Source organism: Fibrella forsythiae (genome assembly GCF_017353175.1).
Classification (GTDB): Bacteria; Bacteroidota; Bacteroidia; order Cytophagales; family Spirosomataceae; genus Fibrella; species Fibrella forsythiae.
The window spans coordinates 96,344-113,957 of record NZ_JAFMYW010000009.1; the positions used below are offsets into that span (position 1 = coordinate 96,344).

At 52.1% G+C, this 17,614-nt stretch carries 21 protein-coding genes; 13 read left to right on the top strand and 8 right to left on the bottom strand.

The genetic code is table 11. From position 1 onward, the window contains the following. Positions 1–87: 87 nt before the first annotated feature. The 3 genes from J2I46_RS24930 to J2I46_RS24940 all read left to right on the top strand — a co-directional run bounded on the left by J2I46_RS24930 (position 88) and on the right by J2I46_RS24940 (position 1,455). Complete coding sequence (locus tag J2I46_RS24930; RefSeq protein WP_207331805.1) at positions 88–273, top strand: hypothetical protein; 186 nt, start codon at positions 88–90, stop codon at positions 271–273. 163 nt (positions 274–436) lie between these two features. Then, positions 437–775, top strand: coding sequence for a DUF6169 family protein (locus J2I46_RS24935; RefSeq protein ID WP_207331806.1), 339 nt, complete (start codon positions 437–439; stop codon positions 773–775). Between the two features lie 272 nt (positions 776–1,047). Beyond that, on the top strand, positions 1,048–1,455 hold the full coding sequence (locus J2I46_RS24940) for a pyridoxamine 5'-phosphate oxidase family protein (protein WP_207331807.1): 408 nt from the start codon (positions 1,048–1,050) through the stop codon (positions 1,453–1,455). A gap of 104 nt (positions 1,456–1,559) precedes the next feature. On the opposite strand, the gene J2I46_RS24945 is transcribed toward J2I46_RS24940, so the two are convergent. The 8 genes from J2I46_RS24945 to J2I46_RS24980 form a co-directional block, all read right to left on the bottom strand. Beyond that, positions 1,560–1,808 carry a hypothetical protein gene (locus J2I46_RS24945; protein ID WP_207331808.1) on the bottom strand — a complete coding sequence of 83 codons (249 nt, stop codon included), beginning with the start codon at positions 1,806–1,808 and terminating at the stop codon, positions 1,560–1,562. A 152-nt stretch (positions 1,809–1,960) separates the two neighbouring features. Continuing rightward, positions 1,961–2,533, bottom strand: coding sequence for a hypothetical protein (locus tag J2I46_RS24950; RefSeq protein ID WP_207331809.1), 573 nt, complete (start codon positions 2,531–2,533; stop codon positions 1,961–1,963). Positions 2,534–2,616: 83 nt separating this feature from the next. Then, positions 2,617–3,381 carry a DUF4145 domain-containing protein gene (locus tag J2I46_RS24955; RefSeq protein WP_207331810.1) on the bottom strand — a complete coding sequence of 255 codons (765 nt, stop codon included), beginning with the start codon at positions 3,379–3,381 and terminating at the stop codon, positions 2,617–2,619. A gap of 176 nt (positions 3,382–3,557) precedes the next feature. Continuing rightward, entirely contained in the window at positions 3,558–4,556 is a 999-nt protein-coding gene (locus J2I46_RS24960) for an NADP-dependent oxidoreductase (protein ID WP_207331811.1), read from the bottom strand. Then, positions 4,553–4,996 carry an organic hydroperoxide resistance protein gene (locus J2I46_RS24965; RefSeq protein ID WP_207331812.1) on the bottom strand — a complete coding sequence of 148 codons (444 nt, stop codon included), beginning with the start codon at positions 4,994–4,996 and terminating at the stop codon, positions 4,553–4,555. The genes J2I46_RS24960 and J2I46_RS24965 overlap by 4 nt, the downstream gene beginning before the upstream one ends. A gap of 4 nt (positions 4,997–5,000) precedes the next feature. Next, positions 5,001–5,444, bottom strand: coding sequence for a MarR family winged helix-turn-helix transcriptional regulator (locus J2I46_RS24970; protein WP_207331813.1), 444 nt, complete (start codon positions 5,442–5,444; stop codon positions 5,001–5,003). A gap of 176 nt (positions 5,445–5,620) precedes the next feature. Then, a complete protein-coding gene (locus tag J2I46_RS24975; RefSeq protein WP_207331814.1) occupies positions 5,621–7,189 on the bottom strand; it encodes a DUF4394 domain-containing protein in 1,569 nt (522 codons plus the stop codon). 232 nt (positions 7,190–7,421) lie between these two features. Next, positions 7,422–8,954: a capsule assembly Wzi family protein gene (locus J2I46_RS24980; protein ID WP_207331815.1), complete on the bottom strand. Its 1,533-nt coding sequence runs from the start codon at positions 8,952–8,954 to the stop codon at positions 7,422–7,424. 6 nt (positions 8,955–8,960) lie between these two features. On the opposite strand from J2I46_RS24980, the gene J2I46_RS24985 reads away from it, so the two are divergent. The 10 genes from J2I46_RS24985 to nadB all read left to right on the top strand — a co-directional run bounded on the left by J2I46_RS24985 (position 8,961) and on the right by nadB (position 17,542). Then, the gene (locus J2I46_RS24985) at positions 8,961–9,326 is read left to right on the top strand and encodes a hypothetical protein (protein WP_207331816.1); all 366 of its coding nucleotides are present in this window, start codon (positions 8,961–8,963) and stop codon (positions 9,324–9,326) included. A 49-nt stretch (positions 9,327–9,375) separates the two neighbouring features. Continuing rightward, positions 9,376–9,804 (top strand): putative toxin-antitoxin system toxin component, PIN family, encoded by a 429-nt coding sequence (locus J2I46_RS24990; RefSeq protein WP_207331817.1) that lies wholly within the window; start codon positions 9,376–9,378, stop codon positions 9,802–9,804. Positions 9,805–9,882: 78 nt separating this feature from the next. After that, positions 9,883–11,475: an McrB family protein gene (locus J2I46_RS24995; RefSeq protein ID WP_207331818.1), complete on the top strand. Its 1,593-nt coding sequence runs from the start codon at positions 9,883–9,885 to the stop codon at positions 11,473–11,475. Between the two features lie 114 nt (positions 11,476–11,589). Then, a complete protein-coding gene (locus J2I46_RS25000) occupies positions 11,590–12,621 on the top strand; it encodes a galactitol-1-phosphate 5-dehydrogenase (protein ID WP_207331819.1) in 1,032 nt (343 codons plus the stop codon). A 121-nt stretch (positions 12,622–12,742) separates the two neighbouring features. Further along, positions 12,743–13,576, top strand: coding sequence for a carboxylating nicotinate-nucleotide diphosphorylase (gene nadC / locus J2I46_RS25005; protein ID WP_207331820.1), 834 nt, complete (start codon positions 12,743–12,745; stop codon positions 13,574–13,576). A gap of 76 nt (positions 13,577–13,652) precedes the next feature. After that, entirely contained in the window at positions 13,653–14,312 is a 660-nt protein-coding gene (locus tag J2I46_RS25010; protein ID WP_207331821.1) for a Uma2 family endonuclease, read from the top strand. A 74-nt stretch (positions 14,313–14,386) separates the two neighbouring features. Next, positions 14,387–15,388: a quinolinate synthase NadA gene (gene nadA, locus J2I46_RS25015; protein WP_207331822.1), complete on the top strand. Its 1,002-nt coding sequence runs from the start codon at positions 14,387–14,389 to the stop codon at positions 15,386–15,388. Positions 15,389–15,407: 19 nt separating this feature from the next. After that, entirely contained in the window at positions 15,408–15,635 is a 228-nt protein-coding gene (locus J2I46_RS25020) for a hypothetical protein (RefSeq protein ID WP_207331823.1), read from the top strand. Beyond that, positions 15,625–15,891 (top strand): type II toxin-antitoxin system RelE family toxin, encoded by a 267-nt coding sequence (locus tag J2I46_RS25025; protein ID WP_310589080.1) that lies wholly within the window; start codon positions 15,625–15,627, stop codon positions 15,889–15,891. The genes J2I46_RS25020 and J2I46_RS25025 overlap by 11 nt, the downstream gene beginning before the upstream one ends. 67 nt (positions 15,892–15,958) lie before the next feature. Continuing rightward, positions 15,959–17,542 carry an L-aspartate oxidase gene (gene nadB / locus J2I46_RS25030; protein ID WP_207331824.1) on the top strand — a complete coding sequence of 528 codons (1,584 nt, stop codon included), beginning with the start codon at positions 15,959–15,961 and terminating at the stop codon, positions 17,540–17,542. The last annotated feature ends 72 nt before the right edge of the window (positions 17,543–17,614 follow it).

Here is a 17,614-nt window from a genome sequence, read left to right on the forward strand (position 1 = left end):
CAATTGGTCATGAACCGATTCGAGCGGCTAACTTGTTTTAAGGCAAATGGCTATATTTGATCCAACAACAATAAACCGGTGAAAACTATGGAAGCGGTTCAACAGGAATTGACGGCTGAAGAAAGGCATGAACGACTTGTTGCTTTTTTGAAGCGGCACATGGAAGAGAAACGTCGCGAAGAGCGGGAAATGCAGGAGCGGTACCAGTCAGACCCATCCTACAAGGCAAAATTTGCTGAATTAAGGCACATCAATGCAGACAAGCAGTCCTGAACCATCCAGTTACCCCTATCTCTTCATAGGTGGAAGGGACTTCGCCTACATTTTTGAAACAGCAAACGAATTTCGATATGAAGTCAAGTTCAAGCCCAGTCCTTACGCATTGGGTGACGACTTTGCTTTTGGCGAACATATTTACAAGTTGGTGCTGTAAGTGGTGGATTCACCAACTGGCAAAAATCCGCCGTTCGATGCGCAGACTGCCCCCACTGTGGCAGCCATCATCAAGGATTTTTATGACCGCAGTGCCCTGACGATCACCATCTATATCTGTGATACGTCTGACCGGCGGGAGAAGGCGCGCTGGTACAAATTCAACCGGTGGTACGACCATTTCAACGCCAACAATTATTTCCGCGCCGATCAGGCTGTACTCGATGAAAAGGACGGTGTGCTGTATCACTGTGCTTTTATTATTAAAGCTAATAACCCCAATAAGATGGCCGTCATTACAGCATTCAATCAGTTGATGGACGGTTACAACGTGGCGAAATAACATCGGCTGGCGAAGGAATCGATTAATGCCACAGCCATGTGATTTCTATGTGGTTTCTTTCAGAGATCCACGCCGAGCGAAACCTGTACATGAGCCGGTAGGGCTTTTTAGTTGCCAAACGAATCGGCCAATGTACCTGGATCATTCAGGTACGTTGGCCGATTCTGTTTTTTGCTGAGTTGAAAAGCACGGTAGCTTACCAACACTGTGTTCGCGGCAAAACCTTTTGACCTTCTGTGGGCTTATCTGTATTCACTGATAGCTCACACTTTATGTCTGCTCCCTCTAACCTTAGCCCTGAGGAATTCGATTCCATCAAGCGCAACATTGACCAAATACGCGTAGCAATGCTCACCACCCAGGATAAGGGCGGCCAGCTACGTACCCGGCCCATGGCCACCCACCAGTTGGATGCCGATGGCACCATGTGGTTCTTTACCCATAACGACTCCAACAAGGTGAGTCACATCCGCCAGCAACCCGGCGTAGCGCTTGGGTTCTCCAATCCCGAAACCCACGTGTCGGTAGCAACATCGGGACAGGCAGAAATCATTACGGATCAGGATAAAGTCAACCAGTTGTGGACCGATTCACTGCTGGACTGGTTTCCGGAAGGCAAAGACGACCCTAACATCGTTTTGCTCAAAGTGACCACCACCAGCGGAGAGTGCTGGGAATAAGAAAATTGGCGCAACGCACCTGAATGATTCAGGTGCGTTGCGCCAATTTTGTTTTTAACCGATATGATATGTAGTTGCGTCGGACTTATACCGAACATAATCCTTTAATTTTTCAGGACGTATGTCTTCGTTGTGCCAACCGATACACCTACTGAGCTGGTTTTCAAAGAGTCGTTGAGGTAATACGTAAAGACGTAGTTCCCTTCACGTAAATCATTGATTGAGACCGTAACGCGACCGTTACTAAATGAGTCAGCATGCCCGATATACCCCTTCCTGACAGGAGGCAGTGTCGGATATCCATCGGCAGTGTATAGATACCAGTAATAAGTAGCGTCTTTATATTGAGTCAAGACAGGATGGAAATTGACCTTTACATTTCCTTCGGTCGAATCGTACTCGTTTGAACAAGCACATAAGGTGATCAAAATAGCTAATGCACTGATAAGCTTCATAAACGTTGATTGTGCGCTACTAAGAAACTGGTTCGGTCAGTAGATAATCGTTATTTCAGATAGTGATCTATTACCATACAGTAGTTTACCGTTGCGGGACTACCTGACTTCATTTTCAAGGCAGTTATGATTTCCCTAACCAATCGATCTACTGACTGGGCCTGTTTTAAAACTGGCGGTCGATAAGCGATCGTATACTGATTGGCTGGACCAACCGGAATTATGAGCGAACTAGGCATACCGTCAAGCATGAGCCGATCGTCTTCCAGTTTTGATAAGTTGTCTCTGTTGGCATACACTTCGGTAAACGCTTTCAAAAGATTGAGGGCTTGCTCGGCCTTAAGGTTGATCGTGTCTGAGAAGGTAAACTGCTGAAAGTATCGTCCAAGCCTGCGCACATTTACAATCCTGGTGCTATCCTGTACCCACGAAAATGCCGATTTTTCTGGTGCTCGGGTGCCCGACTGATTGAAAACGAGCTGGACTACCTGGTGCTCCCTGATCTGAAGTTCGACTGACGCACGTGCATCAGAAGAGGGGTTAATATTCAGGATCATCCGCTGTTGAGCCCGCAGATTCGAGCAAAAGATGCAGGCAACGACGAAGAGTATCGTTTTTATCATGCTCAAGCAAAAGTATGGCTCACTATTAGTTTGGTATCGAGCTCAGACTACCTGCCACAGAGCTGATTATAAAACTAGCCACGTCACTCCGCCTTGACCGATTTGGCAGCGCCGTTCAAACTGACGCCAGCATGGGGAGGCGCTACCACCGGTTTCGTACCCGACAGCTTTTCCATTTTGTCGTGCAACTGCTGAATACGGCCGGGGAGAATGAATATGTATTCCATCAGATCGTCGAGCAGATCGACCATGAGCGAGGCAATTTCCTGATTAGGTTCCTTTTCCAGATCGAAATGCGCCCCAATGGTACCTCCTTGCCGGATGGCATCGGCCAGCGTAGAAATAGGTTTCGACAAGTCGATTTGAGTCAGCAAGGCCCGAATTTGGGTGGGCAGGTTTTTATTCTTGTGTTCTTCAGCAATAACCGATTTGGTTATGCCCTCCAATACGCGCCGCGACAAAATGGTGGTGGCCGTCCACTCCTGCGCATTCAGCACATTGATGGTCGAGAAATAAGCCCGTTTCAGGCCTTCTTCTATTTTGTTCGTTTCGGCCACGCCAGTCAGCGGTTGCCGAATATCGTCGTTGGGCGTGATGAACAGGTTCCCCGACCGCACCCCCTTATCCGTGGTGCTATCGGTCATCAGAATAAGTGTAGCTGATTTCTGGCAGGCTGGGCAATGGGCCTGGCAATGCTCAACGACATATGTCTTCGGATTATCCCACGGCAATGACAGATTGACCCGCCTGCGGCAGTGTGGACACGTAGTATCGATCGAGACAGGCAGGTTATAATTGTCTTTGATGGTTTGGACAACATAACACTGTTGAGGTATATGTCTTAACATGCGCGGAGAAAGGCTGAAGTAACAAGATTACGTACGGCAAATTAACATACTTAAATCTATTTACTATATAGCCTAACTAGCCAAAATCGTACCTATTTTGCAGAAAAGATGGTACAGTGAAAAGGCCAGTCTGCTTTCGCAAACTGGCCTTTTCAAATCATATGATCAGACAGGTGTTATACTTCAACGATCATTTTTCCGGTGTTCTGTCCCGAAAAGAGGCCAAGCATCGCTTCCGGTAGCTTATCGAAGCCTTTCACTGTGGTTTCTTTGTAGTGCAGTTTTCCTTCGCCAACCCAAGCCGCCAGTTGCTTCATGCCTTCGCCAAAACGGGGCTGGTAATTACCAATGGTAAAGCCTTTCATCAACACACTGCGTGTCAGCAACATGGGCTGAATACGCGGTCCCATGGGTACATCGGTTTCGTTGTAAAGGGCAATCTGACCGCAAAGCGGAATCCGGGCGTGGAAATTGAGATTCCTGATGACCGCATCCGACACCTCGCCGCCTACATTGTCGAAATATACGTCGACGCCGTTCGGGCAGGCTTCGGCAATGGCATCGACCAGATTACCAGCCGTTTTATAGTTCACTACGGCATCGAACCCGAACTCGTTTTTCAGCAGGGCTATTTTATCATCCGATCCGGCAATGCCCACCACGCGGCAACCTTTGATCTTGGCGATCTGTCCGACGATGATTCCCACCGCACCGGCAGCGCCCGATACAACGACCGTTTCGCCAGGTTGCGGATTGCCAATGTCGAGCAGACCGAAATAGGCCGTCAGGCCGGGCATGCCCAGAATACCCAGGTAATAGCTTGGTGGCGCCAGACTGGCGTCGATCTTTTTCAGGCTTTTGCCCGGCAACACCGACCGAGTGGCCCAGGGAAGGCTCCCCGTTACCAGATCACCGGCCTTAAGTCCGTCGAACTTACTGTCGACAACGTTAGCCACCGCACCACCGGCCAATGGCTGGCCTACTTCAAACGGGGGGATATACGATTTGCCGGCGTTCATCCGGCCACGCATGTAGGGGTCAACGGAGAAGTAGGTCGGTTCGATCAACACATCGCCTTCGTTCAGGTCAGGCAACGCGAGGACCTCGACCCGGAACGTTGACGCATCAGGCATCCCCTTGGGACGTGATGCCAGCACTATTTGCTGATCACTCATGCCTGTACCGCAGCCGCGTGGTTTGTTACGGTCAATGTTACATCAATGTTGCCGCGCGTGGCGTTCGAGTACGGGCAAACCTGATGCGCCTTGTTGACCAACTCTTCAGCAATGGCCTGCTCAACCTCAGGTACGTTCACGTTGAGCGCCACGGCCAACCCGAAACCACCCAATTCCAGCTTGCCAATGCTGACATCGGCCGTTACGGTAGTAGTCCCGGTTTTTACTTTCGTCATTCGGGCAATCATGTTCAGGGCGCTGTCGAAACAGGCCGCGTAACCGGCGGCGAATAGCTGTTCAGGATTGGTATAGGCGCCGCCCGAGCCACCCATTTCGCGAGGAACGCGAACGTCGAGGTTCAGTACTTGGTCAGATGAGGTTACATGGCCGTCGCGGCCGCCAGTGGCCGTAGCCTGGGCAGTATACAAGGATTGAAACATGGTCTTATTGATTACTCTCGTTTGTTGGTGAAAGTTGCTGTAAAAGGGTAGTGAGCTGTTGGCGCAACTGAATGGCCTGCTGATCGTCTATCTGAAAACTGGCCTGCAACTGCGTCGGAATATCGGCGGCCAATGCCTGAAGGTCACGACCAGCTTCGGTGAGCGTGATCGTCACTTGCCGCTCGTCGGCCGGATTGCGTTGGCGCGTAATAAGCTTTTTCTGCTCCAGCCGTTTCAGCAGGGGCGTCAACGTACCTGAATCCAGCAGCAGTTTGTCGCCAAGTTCACCCACCGTTTTGTTGTCGGCTTCCCACAGCACCAGCATAACCAAGTACTGCGGATACGTCAATTCCAGCTTGTCGAGTAATGGCCGATATACTGCCGTCACCTGCCGCGATAAAGCATAGAGCGGAAAACAGAGCTGATTTTGTAGCAGTAGTTTTTTCATTTACCACAATTGTATTGTGTGCAATATAATAAACAGATAAGTAAAAACAAAGTTTCGATGCAAAACCACATTTATTCACAAGATCCTGATTGTTAACAAGTTATTCATAAATAAAAAGGCCGGTACTAATCCTTATCAGGATCAGTACCGGCCTTTTTAGGTACGTTATCTAGTCGTTAGAAGCCTAACCCCAGCGTGAAGCCACGCGGAGCCGGGCTACCTGGTATCGACGCGCCAGCCGTGGCGGCACCCGTTGTCAGGTTGATCAGGTACACTTTCGTAACGCCAGCCGACCGGAGTAACGCGTAAGCAGCACCGGTTGTACCGCCAATATCAAAACCGTTTACACCGTCTACATCAACGCCCAGTGAGCCAACGTTTACCAGTACACCGTCATTAGGTGGCACTTGCCGATACAGCATCGCGCCGCCCGTGCGAACATCAATATCGTACAGCGTTGTAGTAGTTGCGCCCGCGAAGTTGTTCGTGTAAGCACTTGCCGATACGTTAGGCGTTCCTGACGATGGCGCAAAGGTCAACGTGCCATCAGTGGCAGCCAGCGCACTTTCAGTAGGCATGACCGTGGGGTTCAGCCGTAGGTTCTGACCCGTATTGCTCACTACCCGGATGCGGTCGACAGTGGGGTTGAAATCAAAACCGAAATCTGTTCCCGACAAGGTAAAACTACCTGTCATTCCAACCTGTGTTGCAGTCCAGGCGTTTGTTGCATTCACACCCACTACATACAGGCGGCTAGTGCTGCCAAGCATGAACAGTTGACCATTTAGCGGCCGTGCATCCATACCCAGGATCGTCTCGCCCGCCTGCAAGCCAGTCAGCGTCTTGGTTGTTACAACACTCGGATTCATTGGATTGAAAATGAGCAGGTTGTTCGTTCCGCCGTCGATAGCGTAGGCAACGGGAGAGGTTGGAATAGCCAGTCCGATGATGGTACCGGGCAGATTCCCCAGTTTCTGCAAACGACCCGTTGTGAGGTTGATCTGCTGCAATTCAGACGCGCCGTTGAACCGTACGGCAGCTAAGCCCTGTGTGTTGTCGGTCGAAGAGATATCGAAGCCAACTGCATCGGTGATGTTCAGGCCAAGGGGGCCCACGTCGATCAGCGTACCGGCGTTGGGCGGATTCTGGATGTACAGACGATCGGTGGCTGGATCAATGTCGTACAGTGTTGTGGTCGTAGCCCCAGCCACGTTATTCGTATAGGCAACACCAGCTACGGCAGCGCCCGTAACGCCGTTGATGTTTCCATCGGTAGCCACTACGGCACCTGTCTCGGGGTTCAGGCGCAAGTCCTGACCAGTGTTGGTTACCAACCGGATACGGTCGACGGTTGGGTTGAAATCGATAGAAACGATGTTACCTGAAATGGCGGGTGAGAACGCCGTTGTGGTCAACGGACGGGCCACGGCGGTCATGGTGTTGATCACAAAAATGCGGCTCATGTTACTCACCCCATACAGCTGACCCGTAGCCGGCCGAAAGTCGATCGATACGATCCGTTCGCCATTTGGTGAGTCTACGCCGGTAATGGTTGTCGTAGCGATGGGCGTGTTCGAGCTTCGGATGTTCAGCTGCAGCAACTGGTTCGAGCTATTCAGTGCATAAACGATCTGGTCGGGCAGCGTAGCCGGATCAGGTTCGGTGCGGTGATCGCAACTGGTAACGGTTACGAGCAGGGCAAGGCCCGCCACAAACGATTTGATGGGTAAGCGATTGAAAAACATAGCGGTTGAGTTTGTGTCTAAATGAAAATGCCGCTCGGCTACTGCCGACTTCATTCATACGACGTACCCAGCCGCCTGGATTTGCCAGATTAAAATAAAATTAAAGAACTGATTAAACGGGTGGAGAACACTGATCGGAACGAGCCATTTTTGTCATCCCGACGACAGGAGGGATGACAAAAGCGCTCCTCATCAACGTTTAACTTCTGTTTTAGAAGCGTACTCTATACACTTACCACCGTTTTTGCAAACTGACGAAGCCACCCACCGCGTCGGGGTACAGCTCGCCCTTATCCAAAGCCAGTGACGCCGTAAGCCACACGTTTGGCAGCCGGGGTAAGCGCCCCTGACCTGCCAGCATAGCCGATGTTTGCTGGTAAACAACCGGAAACGGCTGATCGTACCCGCCGAAATTGCGGCTCCAGGCCAGCCGGGCTGTTAGCCGAATTGTTTTCCCAACCAGCGCTTCAGCCCCGGCATACCACATCACGAGCCGGTTATTCGGGAAAAAGCCACCGCCCTCATTCGCGTTTACAGCCTGAGTAAACGTTGTTCGGGGGGCAACGAACGGCGTACCGATAGTACGGCCCTGATAACTCCAGCCCTGCACATATTGACCATGGTTGAAGTAATTGTCCCGCCCCTGAAACCGTCGTTTAAAATCGAACGTATCCCCTGACTGATCGGTCGTAGTTAGCCATTCAACTACTACCCGTGTCAGGCGGAACGTACCTGGGTCCGGCTTTCGGTTCAGCCAGCGCAGGCCGGTTAGTCCGTCGGGTACATTCTGGAAGGCAATCCCTGACGCGTCTTCATAAATGTGCTGGTGATAAAGTTGCCAGCTATGCCGTGCGCCTTTCCAGTCGAAAGCGAAATCGATACTGCCTACGTGATTTCCTACCCGATTGGAGCCGTCGAACTCCGTAAACCGATCATTGGCAAACGCATCAGGATAACGGGCCAGTATCACGGCTACATAGTCCCGAAGTGTATTGGGCAGTTGTCCATCAACCGAATAAATCGTATTGCGCAGGTAGTCGGCCCGGCCACCCCACTGTGCCTGATGGTTCAGACCGGTCGTGAAGGTTAGTTTGGCGGTTGGCTTTCCGAAGCGGAGGTACAGGTATTTCTGGTGGAGCATGGCTCCCTGAATGTTGGGTTGCGTGAACCAGCCATGCGCATAACCCGCCCGAAACGCCACCGAATTGCGCAACCACTTTACCGGCACAAAATTGGGCGTGTGCAGCTGCACTTTCGGAAACGGAATGGCATTGCCCGACCAGGCCACAAAACCCGATGTCAGCGTGGTATCGCCCAGCCCGTATACTTCGCGCCGCCGACCGGCAAACAGTTCGAATTGTCCGAATCGCACCTTGGCAAATACCTCCGGCCACAATACCTGCCGGGCATCATTCAGGTTTGTGTTCAGTAAATCGACCGGCCCGGTGTTGCCGACAACAGCCAGCCCAAACCCCCAATCGAACCGCGATGGTTTGCCACTCGACATTGAACGCCGCGTTGATTTGGACCCATAATCCCGAAACGCACTAGCCCGCAACGTACCTGCCGATCCACCCAGTGGTACAATGCCGTATTGATTCGTGCGCAGCCAGAACGGCGTTTGCGCGATGCTACTGATTAGACATCCAACTTCGGCAACACCGCCGATACGTCCCTTTGCCAGACTATCGGCAGGTTGCGCCCGCAACGGGCAAAAACTCTGTATAATCTGTATGAGAAGAAACGTGAGTAAATAATATCGCATCGAGTGATGTTGAATGTGGCCTCTATACTACGCAAAATAAAGGTGACTGGTTTTGAGAAAGATACCCAGGTACGTTCAGCGAAGCAGATACAACTGTTTGATTGGAATTTGCGTTTGAAAGATGGATATTTACTTTACAACAAGAGCATTGATAAGCTGATGAGCATTACTGTTGAGTTTGACGAAACTGTTCTCAAAAATTTGGAGACAACTTCAAGCACATTAAATATGTCGTCGGAACAGTTGATTAACCAAATCGTGAAAAATTACCTTCATATCGAAACCGTCAATCAGTTACGGCAAGATCTGAGAGGGACAGCTGCATCTGCTGGTTTCTTGTCTGAGGAGGACATCTTTCGAGAAATTTCGTAATACCTTCCTCTGCGCTCTCTACAAGAGTAACAAACTGTAGTGCCCTCACTTGCAGCCTTCCATCATTGACTTCGAGACACGGATAGTGTTTGATACGAACGTACTGATCTCTACGTTCGTCTTCCCGGGATTTTCCGCAAAAGTTTACGATTTCTGCGTTCTGTATGCCGATCTGTACACTTCAGAGTGGATACTGAGTGAGCTGGACGAAAAAATGGAGAATAAGTTTAAGTACCATGCCGAACGTCGTCAGCGAATCAGCCAGGCAATACGAGAGCGCCATGTTGTTGTTGACCCCACCAATCGGCTCCCCACCGACTCGGTTGACCCTGACGATAATAACGTGCTTCGAGCTGCCTTGTTCATTAACGCGAACTTACTGATCACCAACGACGAAAAGCACCTGCTGCCGCTGAAACGGATCGGCAATACGGAGATTATAAGCCCACGCGCCTTTTACGAGCAATACATCGCCTGACTCCAGTCTGAACGTCTACTGGTTTTGGTGCCAACAAACACGCAGACATTTGACCAATACTGCGTATCTTAGTCAGGCATGATTGCTGAACAACCATCCCAAATCCTGATTGATCGTATACGCGAAATCGGCCAACCCGAAGCCGTACGGCGTTTTTTTGGGCTACTGAAAGAACTGATCGACATTGTCAACTTACCCAACGGCGATCCCCGTCTGTCGTTTTCGGTACGTAAAGACCGCAAAGCCATTTCGGCCGATGTTAACTTTTTCCTGGCCCTCCGCCTGCACAGGCCCCGCAACGGCGAGGCTGAATACTGGCTCACCGTCAAACGCGATGCGCAGGAAACGCTGCGGTCAATAACAGAGGTCGATTTTGCGCCCATCACCGAAAAAGCGGATTACGTATCGGTGATCGTTGGGCATAGCAACGCGCATTTGCTCTATAACCAGACGCTGCGCCGTTGTTGGGAAGACTGCCTGCTCGAACTGGTCGAAACGGCCAAACGGGGTCCGCATGTGGCCCGCCATAACGCCGATATTTTTGCCGCCGCCGAAAACGAAGGCTTCCTGACCGATCTGTTGCGGGTAGCCGAAAACCCCGATCTTGCCTACGGACGCATTCATGGCGATAACGCCGACGCGGTAGCCGAAGATGAGGTAGCCTACGTACCCGCCCGGCCCGACTTTCCGACGAACCTGATCCTATACGGCCCGCCCGGTACGGGCAAAACATACCGCGCCCGCCAGCTCATGCACGCGTTTGACCATGACGTGGTGACGTTCCACCCATCATATGGCTACGAGGAATTTGTGGAGGGAATCCGGCCCGAAGTGCTGGGTAATCAGGTGAGCTACAAAATCAGGAAAGGCATTTTCTACCGGGCCTGTCTGACGGCGATTCAGAAAGCAGGTTACGGCACCATGGCCGACTGCCTGAACGACCAGCCCGACCGTCGGCAACGGAAGCTGGCCAGTGCCCCCGCCCACGTACTGCTGGTCGACGAAATAAACCGGGCCAACGTAGCGAAGGTACTCGGCGATCTGATTTCGCTGCTCGAACCCAGCAAACGCCTTGGCGCAACAGACGAACTTTGGCTCACCCTTCCTTACTCGCAGGATCGTTTCGGCGTGCCGGCCAATCTCTATGTGCTGGGCACGATGAACACCGCCGACCGCAGCATAGCCCTGCTCGACGTGGCCCTTCGCCGCCGCTTTTCGTTTCAGGAAATGGCCCCGCAGTACGATCTGCTGGGGAAAGTAGACAGCATTGAGCTAGGTACGTTGCTAAAGGTGATGAACGAACGCATCGAATACCTGTTCGACCGCGATCACCTCATCGGCCACGCCTACCTGATGGGCATCGAAACCCACGCGGACCTGTGCCTCGTTTTCCGCGACAAAATCATCCCCCTGCTCCAGGAATATTTCTACGACGACTGGCGGAAGATTCAGCTCGTGCTGGGCGATAACCGCGCCTGGGGCAAAACACCCGATCAACGCCTTGTCTGGACGAAAAAGCAGTATTCGGCCCCGATGGAGCGCGACCTTTTCGGCGAATCGCCCGACGAACAGCCCGACGTAACCACCTACGAGTTGAACCCGAACCTGCTCTCAGGTACGTTCGGTCAGATTCCTGCCGAGGCCTTCTCCCGAATTTATCAGCGAGGGTAAAAGCCAAACCAATCCGGTTTATGGTTATGTAGTTGCTGCTTCGAGTACGTAGCGCGTAAGCAATGCACGCGTGAAAGCACTCTTTCGCTCTTTATCTCTTTCACTCTTTGTTCCATGAAAGCGCTCGTTTTAACTGAATACAACCATTTCGAGCTACAGGACGTAGCTAACCCTAAACCCGGCCCTACTGATGTGCTGATTCGCGTGCAGGCCGTAGGCATCTGCGGTTCCGACGTGCACGGCATGGATGGCAGCACCGGTCGCCGCATTCCGCCCATTGTCATGGGCCACGAAGCTTCCGGCATCATCGCCGAGATCGGTGACGACGTGCGCGAATGGGCCGTGGGCGACCGCGTCACCTTCGATTCGACCGTCTATAAACTCGATGACTGGTATAGCCGCCGGGGGATGTATAACCTGTCTGACGGCCGCGAAGTGGTGGGGGTTTCTACCCCGCAATTCCACCGGAACGGCGCGTTTGCAGAGTTTGTCACGGTGCCGCAGCATATCCTTTACGCCATTCCCGAAGGCGTCAGTTTCACGCAGGCGGCATTAGTCGAGCCTGTGGCTGTGGCATTGCACGCGTTGAGCCTGACACCCATTCAGGTCAACGATTCGGCCGTAGTGGTAGGTGCAGGCATGATCGGTTTGTTCGTGATTCAGGCGCTGAAGCTGGCTGGTTGCGGGCAGATCATCGCCATCGACCTCGATGATGACCGGCTGGCATTGGCGCAACAACTCGGTGCTACCCACGCCTTCCGGGCTGATTCTGACAACGTACCTAAGCAGGTACAGGCCCTTACTCACGGGCGTGGTGCCGATGTCGCATTTGAAGTGGTGGGCATTGCGCCAACCGTGCAGACCGCCATCAGCTGCGTCCGGAAAGGAGCCACCATTACGCTGGTTGGCAACCTGAGTCCTAAAATAGAAATACCCTTACAGGCCATCGTGACGCAGCAGTTACGGCTGCAGGGGTCGTGCGCCATTAACGGCGAATACGAAGCGGCCCTGAGTTTGATCTCGAGCGGAAAAATAAATGTCGAAGCCATTCTCAGCGCCGAAGCGCCGCTTACCGAAGGCGCCGACTGGTTCAGCCGCCTTTATGCAAAAGAGAAAGGATTAATTAAAGTCGTACTGAAACCGTAATTTGGCGGAAAAAATAGTTTCAAGTTTCAGGTTTCAAGTTTCAAGTGCTTTGCTCGATTACCAGATTGGTTGATGAGCAAAGCACTTGAAACTTGAAACCTGAAACTTGAAACTTCATAAAATGACACTACCCGAATTCATACGACTAGCGCTGGCTGAAGATGTTGGCGACGGCGACCATACCTCGCTCAGCACCATTCCCGCCGATGCACAGAAACGCGCCCGATTATTAGTGAAAGAAGCCGGCATTCTGGCCGGTGTGGAAGTTGCGCTTGCCATTTTTCAGGAAGTAGACCCCGCCTTTCAGGTCGATGTGCTGATGCGCGACGGTGACCCCATCAAACCCGGCGACATTGTACTGACGGTGGCTGGTAACGCCCGCAACATTCTGACCGCCGAACGGCTGGTGCTGAACTGCATGCAGCGAATGAGCGGTATTGCCACCCAAACGCGGAAGATGGTGCAGGTGCTGGAGGGCACGCGTTGCAAGCTGCTCGACACCCGCAAAACCACACCCAACTTCCGTATCTGCGAGAAAATGGCCGTGAAAATTGGCGGCGGCGTCAATCACCGGTTCGGGTTGTATGACATGATCCTGATCAAAGACAACCACGTCGATTATGCCGGTAGCCTGACCAAAGCCGTGCAGCAGGCGGTAACGTACCTGGCCGATACGGGTCGGAAGCTGCCCATCGAAGTGGAGGTTCGCAACCGCGCCGAAGTGGAAGAAGCCCTTGCCGTTGGTCACCTGACCCGGATGCTGCTCGACAATTTCGCCCCCGCCGACCTCCGCGACATGGTCCGGCTCATCAACGGGCGGGTCATCACTGAAGCCTCGGGTGGTATCAACATGGACAACCTCCGCGCTTACGCCGAAACCGGTGTCGATTACATCTCGTCGGGCGCGCTGACGCACCACGTGAAGAGCCTGGATCTAAGTTTGAAGGCGTATTAGTCAAAGACCGTCCTGATTCCAGGTACGGAGCCATTATTCGTTTTCCATTGTTTACTGTTCATTCCTTCTCACTACCATGACTGAACTAGCCGCTCAATTACTGGAATCGTCGCAGGCACCCCGAATTATTCAACAGGTGCAGGCGATTCTGAACGAAGAACAGAACCGCCGTCGCGCATTCTACGAATGGATGGATGAAGATATGAAAACCGAATTCATCAACGGAGAAATCGTGGTGCATTCGCCAGCGCTACACCGGCAGAATGCTGCTGTCATGGCGCTGGGTACGTTGCTGGACATGTTTGTAACCAGTAACCAGGTAGGTATTGTAGTCGTTGAAAAAGCGTTGGTCGAGTTAACCCGCAATAGTTACGAGCCAGACATTTGCTATTTCGGCCCTGCGAAAGCGGCCACGCTCACGCCCGAATTATTGTACTACCCCGCGCCGGATTTAATCGTTGAGGTGCTCTCAGAAAGTACGAAGAAAAACGATCGGAACGTGAAATTTGAAGACTATGCTGCCCACGGCGTGACTGAATACTGGATTATTGACCCTACCCGGCAAACTATTGAACCGTTCGGTATTGACGCTGACACGCAAGAATACGCCGCACTGGGTACGTTCCGAATTGGGCAGTCAGTAAGCAGTGCGGTGCTGCCCAAATTTACAATTCCCGTTAAAGCACTTTTTGACACTGAAGCCAAAGTTTCCGCTCTTCGGTCATTACTTGGATAGCGCAGAGTTCTATTGCCATCCGCCGGGATGCGTCATTATACATTTTACATTGTTCATTATACGTTCGTCAGACTATGACAATGCCACTCACTATTGAAGAAGAGGTTCGCCAGATCGGGTACGTTAGCCGGTCGGCACCAAAAGATAAGCAGGAACTGATCGACGGTATCCGGCGGATGAAGCAGGAGAAGAATGCCGTCATCCTGGCCCACTACTACGTCGACGAAGACATTCAGGACCTGGCCGATTTCGTGGGCGATAGCCTTGGCTTGAGTCAGCAGGCGGCCGCTACGGAGGCTGATATGATCGTCTTTTGCGGCGTGCATTTCATGGGCGAAACCGCCAAAATCCTGTCGCCGCATAAGAAGGTGGTTATCCCCGACATGAATGCGGGCTGCTCTCTGGCCGACTCGGCTCCTGCTGATAAGTTCGCCGAATTCAAGGCGCAGTACCCCGACCATATCGTGCTGTCGTACATCAACTGTTCGGCCGAGATCAAGGCGCTGTCTGATATTATCGTCACGTCGTCGAACGCGCTGAAGATCGTGCAGAGCCTGCCCGCCGATCAGAAGATCATCTTCGCCCCCGATGCCAATCTGGGCCGTTTCGTCTCGAAAAAGACGGGCCGCGATATGGTCTTGTGGGACGGTGCCTGCATCGTGCACATCGACATTTCGCTGGAAAAACTGAACGACCTGCGCACCAAATACCCTAATGCCAAGTTCATCGCCCACCCCGAATGTCAGGAGCATATTCTGATTCACGCCGACTACGTAGGGTCAACTACTGCGCTGTTGAACTATGTGGTCGAGCAGCCCGAAACGGAATTTATCGTAGGTACGGAAGCCGGTATTCTGCACAAGATGCGGCAGGCGGTTCCTGACAAAAAGATCATTCCGGCACCGGCCAACGAGAACAATACCTGCGCCTGCTCGGAGTGCCCGTACATGAAGATGAACACGCTCGAAAAGCTGTACAACACGCTGTATTACGAACTCCCCGAAATTCACGTACCTGAGGATGTCCGCGTAAAAGCCGAAGCCTCGGTACTGCGGATGCTGGAGATGAGTAAATAACGTTTAAACCAAGTTTGCCATGAGCACATTGCAGATAAGACCACGAAATGCCGACGAACAGCAGTTCGTGGAGCAATTTTTGAAACGAACGAAAATCAAATTCGAGGTAATTAGCCAAGAAACGCCGAAACAGATGCAGAAGCGCGAAATTCTGGATAGTATTGAGAAGGGTCTGAAGGATGTGCAGCTTCATCAGGAAGGAAAAATAAAGCTGATATCAACTCGCGAATTATTGAATGAGCTATGAAGTCATCGCGACCCCAGATGCGTTGCGGGATGCAAAGCGACTTGGAAAAAAATACGCCTCTTTTAAAGATGATTTGGCTGCACTAATTGACTCATTAAGCAACGACCCTCAACAAGGTGAGTCGTTAGGGCAGGGTTGCTACAAGATTCGTCTGGCTATAAAAAGCAAAAGTAAAGGCAAAAGCGGGGGTGCAAGAGTCATTTCGTGCGTCAAAATAATTGACGAGGTGGTTTATCTGCTGGCCGATGTACGATAAGAGCGAAGCAGACACGATCTCCGCCAACGACTTGAATGCTCGTAGACAGAATATACCCTAACCCAATATGCCCCATCAATTCGACTACCTTATTATCGGCTCCGGCATTGCGGGGCTTAGTTACGCCACCAAGCTGGCCCGTCATTATGATGAGTTGAGCCAACCCATCCGCATCGGTGTGATCACGAAAGTGCAGGCCGACGAAACGAACACCAAATACGCGCAGGGCGGCATTGCGGGCGTGTGGTCGAAAGACGATACGTTCGAGAAGCACATCGACGATACGATGGTGGCCGGCGATTTCCTGAGCGATCGCCACATCGTTGAAATTGTGGTGCGCGAAGCCCCCGAACGGATTCAGGAGCTGATCGACTACGGCACCCGCTTCGACAAGGAAGATGATGGCGACTATGATCTGGCCAAAGAAGGCGGCCATTCTGATTTCCGGATCCTGCACTTCAAAGATGTGACCGGTGCTGAAATTGAGCGCGCCCTGCTCGATACAGTAAAGAAGTACCCAAGCATTGAGGTATTTACGCATTATTTCGCCGTTGACCTCATCACGCGCCACCACCTGGGTGAAACCGTTCATCGCTACGACAGCAACAACGAGTGCTTCGGTGCCTATGTGCTCGATACCAACACGGGAAAGGTAGACCGGTTTTTAGCGCGCACAACGATGGTCGCTACGGGCGGTATCGGGCAGGTATACGCTAACACAACCAACCCGGTCATTGCCACCGGCGACGGTATCGCGATGACCTACCGCTCGAAGGGAATCTGCAAGGACATGGAGTTTATTCAATTCCACCCCACGGCGCTGTATGAACCGGGTAAAAAACCCAATTTTCTGATTTCGGAGGCAGTACGCGGCTTTGGCGGTATTCTGAAAAACATAAAGGGCGAAACCTTTATGGAGAATTACGATCCGCGCCTGTCGCTCGCACCACGGGATATCGTGGCCCGCGCCATTGACTCGGAAATGAAAAAATCCGGCTCGCAACACGTATACATCGACGTGACCCACTGCGATTACGAGAAGTTCATTGAGCATTTTCCGAACATTACGGCCTACTGCAAAGACAGGCTCGGCATCGATATCCGGAAAGACTTTATCCCCGTTGTTCCTGCCCAGCATTACATGTGCGGCGGCGTGCGGGTCGACGAGTTCGGGCGCACGAACATTCATCACCTTTACGCCGTGGGCGAATGTGCCTGCACGGGCCTGCACGGGGCCAACCGACTAGCGTCGAACTCCCTGCTCGAAGCCATTGTGTTTGGCCACCGGGCGTTCCTGAAATCAGTCGAGGAGTTTGAGCGGACGACCATACACGAAGACATCCCCGCCTGGGACGATAGTGGCACCACGCATCCCGAAGAGCTTGTTCTCGTTACAGAAATCAAGCGCGAACTGGAGGCGATCATGTCGAACTACGTGGGCATTGTGCGCTCGAACCGGCGTCTGAAACGGGCAATGGACCGGCTGGAACTGCTCTATATTGAACACGAAGAGTTGTACCGTCAGTCGAAAGTATCGGTGCCGATCACCGAACTTCGCAACATGATCGAGGTAGCATACCTGGTGATCAAAGCCGCCATGGCCCGCCGAGACAACCGGGGCCTGCATTACAATATTGACAATTTGAAATAGTTTCCAGTTTCCAGTTTCCAGTTTCAGGTTTCAAGCGGTCCGCCGCTGCGGTGCTCCGCTTGAAACCTGAAA